This is a genomic window from Thermus igniterrae ATCC 700962 (assembly GCF_000376265.1).
GTDB lineage: Bacteria > Deinococcota > Deinococci > Deinococcales > Thermaceae > Thermus > Thermus igniterrae.
In genome coordinates, this window is sequence record NZ_AQWU01000020.1 from 1 (window position 1) to 6571 (window position 6571).

Here is a 6571-nt window from a genome sequence, read left to right on the forward strand (position 1 = left end):
GCGCCGGCACCTACGACGCCTGGAGCCAGGTCACCTTTGGGGCCAACGCCAGCGATGCCCAGAGCAGCGTGCGGGAGGTCCGGCTCTTCTTCGCCAGCAACGCCGCACCTGCTGCTGGCATCAATGCTCCCGTGTGGAACCTCAACGGAGCCCAGCCCGGCCTGGTGGAGCTGGCCCGCATCCCGGGCGCCAGCGGGGCCGCCAACCTGCGCCTGCCCGATCCCACCAACGAGCCGGCAGTTAACCCCAACCGCCCCTTGGACCTCATCGCCCTGGCCGTGGACCAGGGGGGCAACGTGCGGGCGAGCTTCCGCACCCTTACCATCCGCCACCGGGCTGCCGCGGCCAATGAGGTGAACAACCCTCCTGGCGACAACGCAGGCAACGACAACGACCGCTTTGAGCTCACCTTCCTGGCTCCGCCTTCCGGGGCACCCGTGCCTGCCCCGCGGCCCGCTGACGCTGCCCTGGGTAATGCGGCGGGGCTGGTGGGGCAGTCCCAGTACGTCCTGAGCTACGTGGAAACCGACGCCCAGGCGGCCATCGCGGGCGGCAGCCTGGCCAGGCTCAGCTTCTACCGCCTGGCGCCCGGCAACGACCCCTTGCGGAGCAACCTCGGCGCCGCCGCCGCCATCGGCCTCCCGAACTACGTGGCGGGGATAAACGAGGTCTACTACTGGATCCAGGACGTGGAGAGCGCCCCCTACCGGGTGAACTGGACCCTGGAGCCCGACCGCGGCCTCGTGGCCCTCATCTTCAACGACCGCGGCCACAGCTCCTGGAACCCTGACGCCTTGGGCGCGGGCTTCATGGCGCAGGTCACCGCCCTCGCCTGCCCGCAGGGGAACTACAGCGTCACCGCCAACACGCCCTTGGACGGGGTCTACCAGATCCGCTACTGGAACGCTGGGGGCAACGTGCAGGCCCAGGCCAGGTACGATCGCTTCAGCGGGACGGCGGGTCCGCTCACGGCCCTCGGCGTCCCGTCGGTGTCGGCGGTACCGCCGGCGGATGGGGCCTTTGTTCACGACACGGCTGCCGCGGGCGATTTCACCGCATTCACGCTCGGCCTTGCGGCCGGCAGCACCTACACCCAGCGGCTCGAGGTTACGGACACAGGGGGTCCCACCACGCGCGTCTTCACCCCCTGCCCGGCGGGCTCCATCAACGTGATGCCCTAAGGGCTAGGCCCCTGGCCCCGGCCCCCCAGGGGGCCGGGGTTTTGGTATAGTGGCGGGGTATGGCGCGCGCGCTCCTCACCTTCGGTCTCCTGGCCCTCCTCGCCCTCGGCCTCGCCCTCTACCCCAGGCTCCGTCCCCCCTCCCCGGAGGCCCTGGCGGCCCGGCTGGCCCAGGGGGGGCGGGTGGTCCTCCCCCGGGGGGAGGCGGTCCTGCCTTCCCTGGACCTGGTGCGGGACGTGGTCCTCGCCGCCCCTCCCGGAGGGTCCAGGCTCCGCCTGGAGGGGCCCTTGGTGGTCTTCCCCGGGGTGCGGGCCCGTCTGGAGGGGGTGGTCCTGGAGGCCGCCCCGGGCTTCGGAGGGCCCCTGGTGCGGGTGGCCCCCGGGGGTGGCCTCGGGCTGGAAGGGGCGGAGCTCCGCTGCGAGGGGTGCCAGGCCGTGGCCGTGGTGGAGGGGGAGGTGGAGGCCCGCCGGACCCTCCTGGACGGGGGGGCGCGGGGGGCCCAGGCGGTCTTGGTCCTGGGGGAGAAGGCCCGGGCCCGCCTGGAGGAGGTGCGCCTGCGGGCGGGGGTGCAGGCCTGCCTCCTCCTCCAGGGCCGGGCGGAGGCCCAGGTCCTGGGGGGGGAGGTGGGGCCCTCGGGCCACGCCGGGATCCTGGTCCTGGGAGCGGGGCGCTACCGCCTGGAGGGGGTGGCCTTCCGGGATAACCCCACCGCCGCCGTGGTCGTTTTGGGGGAGGGGGCGGAGGGACGCCTGGAGGGGGTGCGGGTGGAGGGGGGGCGGTACGCCCTCTACCTGGGGGAGAAGGCCCCCGCCCCCGTGCTGGGGGCGGGGAACGTCTTTCACGCCCGCAAGGTGGTGGAGCGGCTCACCGGGGGCTCACGGTGAAGTCCACCCCGGTGGCGGGCGGAACCACGGGGTTTGGGTAGGTGCCCACCAGGTCCCCCGCGTCCACCACCCGGTTCCCGTTCACGTCCTTCCAGGCGATGACGGCGTAGGGCACCCCCCGGCGGGCGTCGGGGATGACGTAGGGGCTTTCGGAGGCGGTGGTGCCCAGGCGGATCCCCACCGCCCGGGGGTCAGTGCACTGGGGGTTTCCGTTCTGGTCCAGGGGACAGGCGGCCACCAGGGTGTTCAGGAGGCCTCCCTCCACGGGGGGCGGGGGCGTGGCTCCCAGGGCCTGGAGGGCGGCGGGGGCGTTCACCAGCCCGGCCCCGCACTCGGCTCCCGTGGGCCTGCGGCAGGCCTCGGCGCTCATGGGACTGGCGGTGGCCTGGAGGATGGCGCGGGCCTCCTGGGGGGTGAGGCTGGGCTTGAGGCTCTTCATGAGGGCCACCAGGCCCGTCACGTGGGGGGTGGCCATGGAGGTGCCATCCGCGAACTCGTACCTCATCTCTCCCGTGGTGTCGTTCCGGGAAAGGCTCAGCACCCCATCGCGGGGGTTGCCCTGGATGTCCCCTCCGGGCGCCATGACTGCCACGGTGAGGCCGTAGTTGGAGTAGGAGGCGCGGGTTCCTCTGGGCCCCACCGCCCCCACGGTGATGACCCCGGGGCAGCTTGCGGGGCTGTACTGGCTGGCGTCCTCGTTGGAGTTTGCGGCCGCGACCACCACGATTACCCCCCGGGCCAGGAGCTGTGGGATGGCGTCGCGGTAGAAGGGATGGGCGGCGCAGGGGACTCTAGACCCGAGGGAGAGGTTCACGATCTGGGCGGGGTGCGGATTCTGGGGCACCCCGGGCACGGGAAGCCCCGCCACCCAAAGCAGGCCCTCCACGATGTCCACCGAGGAACCCGTTCCGGTGCCGGCCTGGGGATTTGGGCCTAACGCCCGGGCGTGCACCTGCTTCACCCGCCAGGCCATTCCGGGGATGCCCACGCCGTTGTCGCCCACCGCCCCGATGATGCCCCCCACGTGGCTCCCGTGGTAGCTGGTGAGGGAGCCGGGGCCGGTATCGTAGGGGTCGGGGTCGCGCCCGTCCCCGTCGGCCGCCAAGGCGGGGTCGCTGATGAAGTCGTAGCCCCCCAGGACCTGGCCCACCAGGTCGGGGTGGGTCCGCTCGGGGCGCAGGGGGTCCCAGAGGACGCCCGAGTCCACCACCCCCACCACCACGCTGGGGCTTCCCACGGTGATGTCCCAGGCCCGGGGCATGCCGATGAGGTCGTAGTTCCAGTTGAAGGGGTAGAGAGGATCGTTGGGAACGCGCTGGGCAAACTGGATGTAATCGGGCTGGGCCCAGACCACGTCGGGCCGGTCCAGGAATGCCAGGGCGGCCTTCAAGGGCAGGGCGGGGTCCTGGACCAGGGCCTGGGGCACGGCAGCCAGGCGGTAGGCCACCACCCCTTTCAGGGCCAGGGGCCGTTCCGCTTCCAGGACGAAGCCCTCGGCCCGTAGCCTTTGGACGGCCTGCGGGGCCACCCCCTCCCGCAGGCGCAGGATCACCCGGTCCGGGCGCATGGGGGGTGGGTCTTTTAAGAGCTCGGTGAGGGCTTGGCGGAGCTCCAGCTTGGCCAGGGCTTCTCCCAGGGCCTCGGGGAGCTGGGCCTGTGTCCCCGCCCCCACCAGACGGATGGTGCCGGAGATGCTGGCCCGGAGGGCCCCACCGATGCTGAACTCCCCCCCTGAGGCGGCGCTCCAGACGTTAAAGGTTCCGAAGAGGTCGGTGAGGTCCGGGCTCTGGAAGCGGGTGCGCCCGCCGAAGTTCAGGGCGTACCAGAGGTAGACCCCCTCGGGCAGGGGTTCCTGGGGCCGCCACTCCCCCACCTGGCCCTCAAAGAGCTGGGCCACGAGGAGGTCCTCCTGGGTCTTGCTCGCCACCAGGACCCCCGTGGCCTCGGCCCGGGGGCTGTTGGTCCAGCGGAAGAGGGGGGTCTGGGGGAAGTCCTCCCCGTCCCGGGGGCTCTGGGGCACGGGCGGGGCCAGGGGTTGGAGGGGAGGCGCCGGGGCCACGGGGCCCTCCCCCCAGGGGCCCAGGGCGGCCACCCCCAGCTGCAGGCGGTTACCCTCCTCAAAGGTGAGGGCGAAGCTGCCCTCGGCAAAGGTCTTGCTCCCCCCCACCTCCCCGATGGGGGTCCAGGAGGCTTCCTCGCCCAGGCGGAGGTAGAGGCGGTAGCCCTGGGCCTGGGGCACGGGGGCCCAGGCCACGGCCAGGTAGGCCCGGGCCTTCACCGCCTGGGGGCTAGGCCTTCCCTCGGCCCCCGGGCCCAGGGGCTTGGCGGCGAGGGCCCGCCGAAGGAGGCGGGCCTGGGGGTTTTCCTGAAGGGAGAGCCCCTGGGGAGAGACGCTTGGGGGGAGGACCAGGAGGCCCGCCTCCACGTAGGCGGGGGCGTGGTCCCCACCGGGGGGCGGCGGAGGCGGAGGGGAGGAGCTGCCCCCCCCGCAGGCCCCGAGGAGGCCCGCCAAGAGGGGGGCGAGCAAGAGCCGAACGCGCCGGGTCTTCACGGGTCACCTCCTAGGGGGTCTGGAGCCTGAAGGTATAGCTGCCCAGGCCCTGCTTCGCCACGATGCGCCAGCGGTAGAAGCCCGCGGACCCCTGGTACCGCACCACCTCCTGGGAGGTGGGCCCGGTGCTTCTGGCCACCTCCACCCAGGCGTTGCCCTGGCGGGCCTCGAGGTAGAGGTCAAAATTGGTCCCGGTGGGCCCTTGGAGGCAGCCTTCCTGGATGCCCGAAGCGCTCTGGTACCCGAGGGCGCTGGGCTGGTAGGCCACGCTCCCCGGCATGAGGGTGCCCGTATAGCTCCGGCCCATCTGGCAGGGGGCCGGCGGGGCTGGCGGGGCCGGGGGCGGCGGGGGCGGCGCCGCGGCGAAGAGGCTGTAGAGAAGCCGGTTGGGCGTCCCCCAAGGGTTTTGGATTCGGTCCAGGGTGGCGTTGGTCAGGAGGGCCTGCTGCACCTGGGCCGGGGTCGCGGTGGGGTTCTGCTCCAGGTAGAGGGCGGCCACGCCGGCCACGTGGGGGGCGGCCATGGAAGTGCCGCTCATCAACCCGGCGTCAGCGTCTCCCGTATAGACGGCTGAGAGGATGTTAACCCCCGGGGCAAAGAGGTCCACACAGGTACCCCAGTTGGAGAACCACGCCTTCTGGTCGTTTATGTCGCTGGCGGCCACCGTGATGCCCTCCCGCACCCGTGCCGGGCTTTGACCGCAGGCATCCCTGTTATTGTTACCGGCCGAGAAGGTGTAGACCACGCCGCGGGCGATGGAGTTCCGGACCGCCTGATCTATGGCGGGCTGAGGGGGGCCGCCCAGGCTCATGTTGGCCACGGCGGGGAGCTGGCGGTTTGCCGTCACCCAGTCCACCCCGGCGATAATAGAGGAGGCGGTGAGGTAGCAACCGGGTTCCACGCCCACCTTCACGTTCCAGACCGTGGCCTCCTTGGCCACCCCGTAGGTGGAGCCGGCGGCGATCCCCGCCACGTGGGTTCCGTGGTCAAAGCAGTCCTCCCCCGAGCCCCCGTTCACGTCAAAGCCGAGACGGATGCGGCCAGCAAACTCCTGGTGGGTCATGCGGATGCCCGAGTCCAGGATGTAGATGTTGACCCCACGGCCCGTGGCGGTGTAGGTGTACGTGTTGTTCAGGGGGAGGTTCCGCTGGTCAATCCGGTCCAAGCCCCAGGGGGGATTAGGCTGGACCCGCATCTGATCGTATTCCAGGAGCCCGTCCGCCTGGATGTAGGCCACCCGGGGGTCCCTGCGCAGCCGGGCCAGGGCGGCGGGGGTTAGCCTGGCGGCGAAGCCCTTGAGGGCCTCCTTGTAGACGAACTGCACCCGGCTCTCCTCGGGGGCCAGGCCCAGGGCGCCTACGCCTTCCCTCTCCAGCGCCTGCAGCACGCCCTCTACCTCCGTCCCCTTGTCTTCCCTAAGCACCACGATGTAGCTTCCTGGAATGACCCGCGGCGCCTCCAGCCCGTAGACCGGAGCCTCCTGGGCGGGGGTGGGCTGCCCTTCCTGGGGAGGGCGGCCGCTCTGCTGGCAGGCGAAGAGGGCCGCCAGCAACAGGGTCAGAAGAACCTGGAGCCGCAGACCGTTCCTCATAACCTACCTCCTTGGGGAAAACCCAGTGGGTTTTCCCTCCCTAGGTTAGGGCGCGGGCCCTTAACAAAATCTTACGGCGGCTTGCCAAGGACTACGAAGCTAACCCTCGGGTGAGCGAGGCCTGGGTGTATCTGGGCATGCTACGCTTGTTGGTGAAGCGGCTGGCTAGGGCCGCGTAGCTGGCCGTGGAGGACTTTTACGACAGCCTCTAAGATGGTGAGGATGCTCTTACTGCCTTCCCTTGGCCCCTTCCACATCCTGCATCCACGCTACAACGCCACCACGGTCCTGGCCCTTTTGGAGGAGGCCCGTCCCGAGGTCCTCTACCTGGCCTCCCACTCGGAGGAGGGCCTGAGGGAGGGGC

Annotated in this window: 4 protein-coding genes; 2 read left to right on the top strand and 2 right to left on the bottom strand. The window is 71.3% G+C overall.

Annotated features, from left to right (window positions below; genetic code table 11):
• Both B128_RS12930 and B128_RS0100400 read left to right on the top strand, forming a co-directional pair.
• Positions 1-1181, top strand: a 1181-nt coding sequence (locus B128_RS12930; RefSeq protein ID WP_040683533.1) for a hypothetical protein, incomplete at its 5' end; no start/stop codon positions are given.
• A gap of 59 nt (positions 1182-1240) precedes the next feature.
• A complete protein-coding gene (locus B128_RS0100400) occupies positions 1241-2065 on the top strand; it encodes a hypothetical protein (protein WP_018110330.1) in 825 nt (274 codons plus the stop codon).
• Here the strand turns inward: B128_RS0100400 and B128_RS13290 are convergent.
• Together B128_RS13290 and B128_RS0100410 are read right to left on the bottom strand one after the other, a co-directional pair.
• The gene (locus B128_RS13290; protein WP_018110331.1) at positions 2046-4616 is read right to left on the bottom strand and encodes a S8 family peptidase; all 2571 of its coding nucleotides are present in this window, start codon (positions 4614-4616) and stop codon (positions 2046-2048) included. The genes B128_RS0100400 and B128_RS13290 overlap by 20 nt on opposite strands.
• Before the next feature lie 10 nt (positions 4617-4626).
• Positions 4627-6207 carry a S8 family peptidase gene (locus tag B128_RS0100410; protein ID WP_018110332.1) on the bottom strand — a complete coding sequence of 527 codons (1581 nt, stop codon included), beginning with the start codon at positions 6205-6207 and terminating at the stop codon, positions 4627-4629.
• Between the last annotated feature and the right edge of the window lie 364 nt (positions 6208-6571).

What these genes read in the sequence shown, in the direction of transcription:
- B128_RS0100410 (WP_018110332.1), bottom strand. Translation starts at nt 6,207, where the DNA reads ATGAGGAACGGTCTGCGGCTCCAGGTTCTTCTGACCCTGTTGCTGGCG.
- B128_RS0100400 (WP_018110330.1), top strand. Translation starts at nt 1,241, where the DNA reads ATGGCGCGCGCGCTCCTCACCTTCGGTCTCCTGGCCCTCCTCGCCCTC.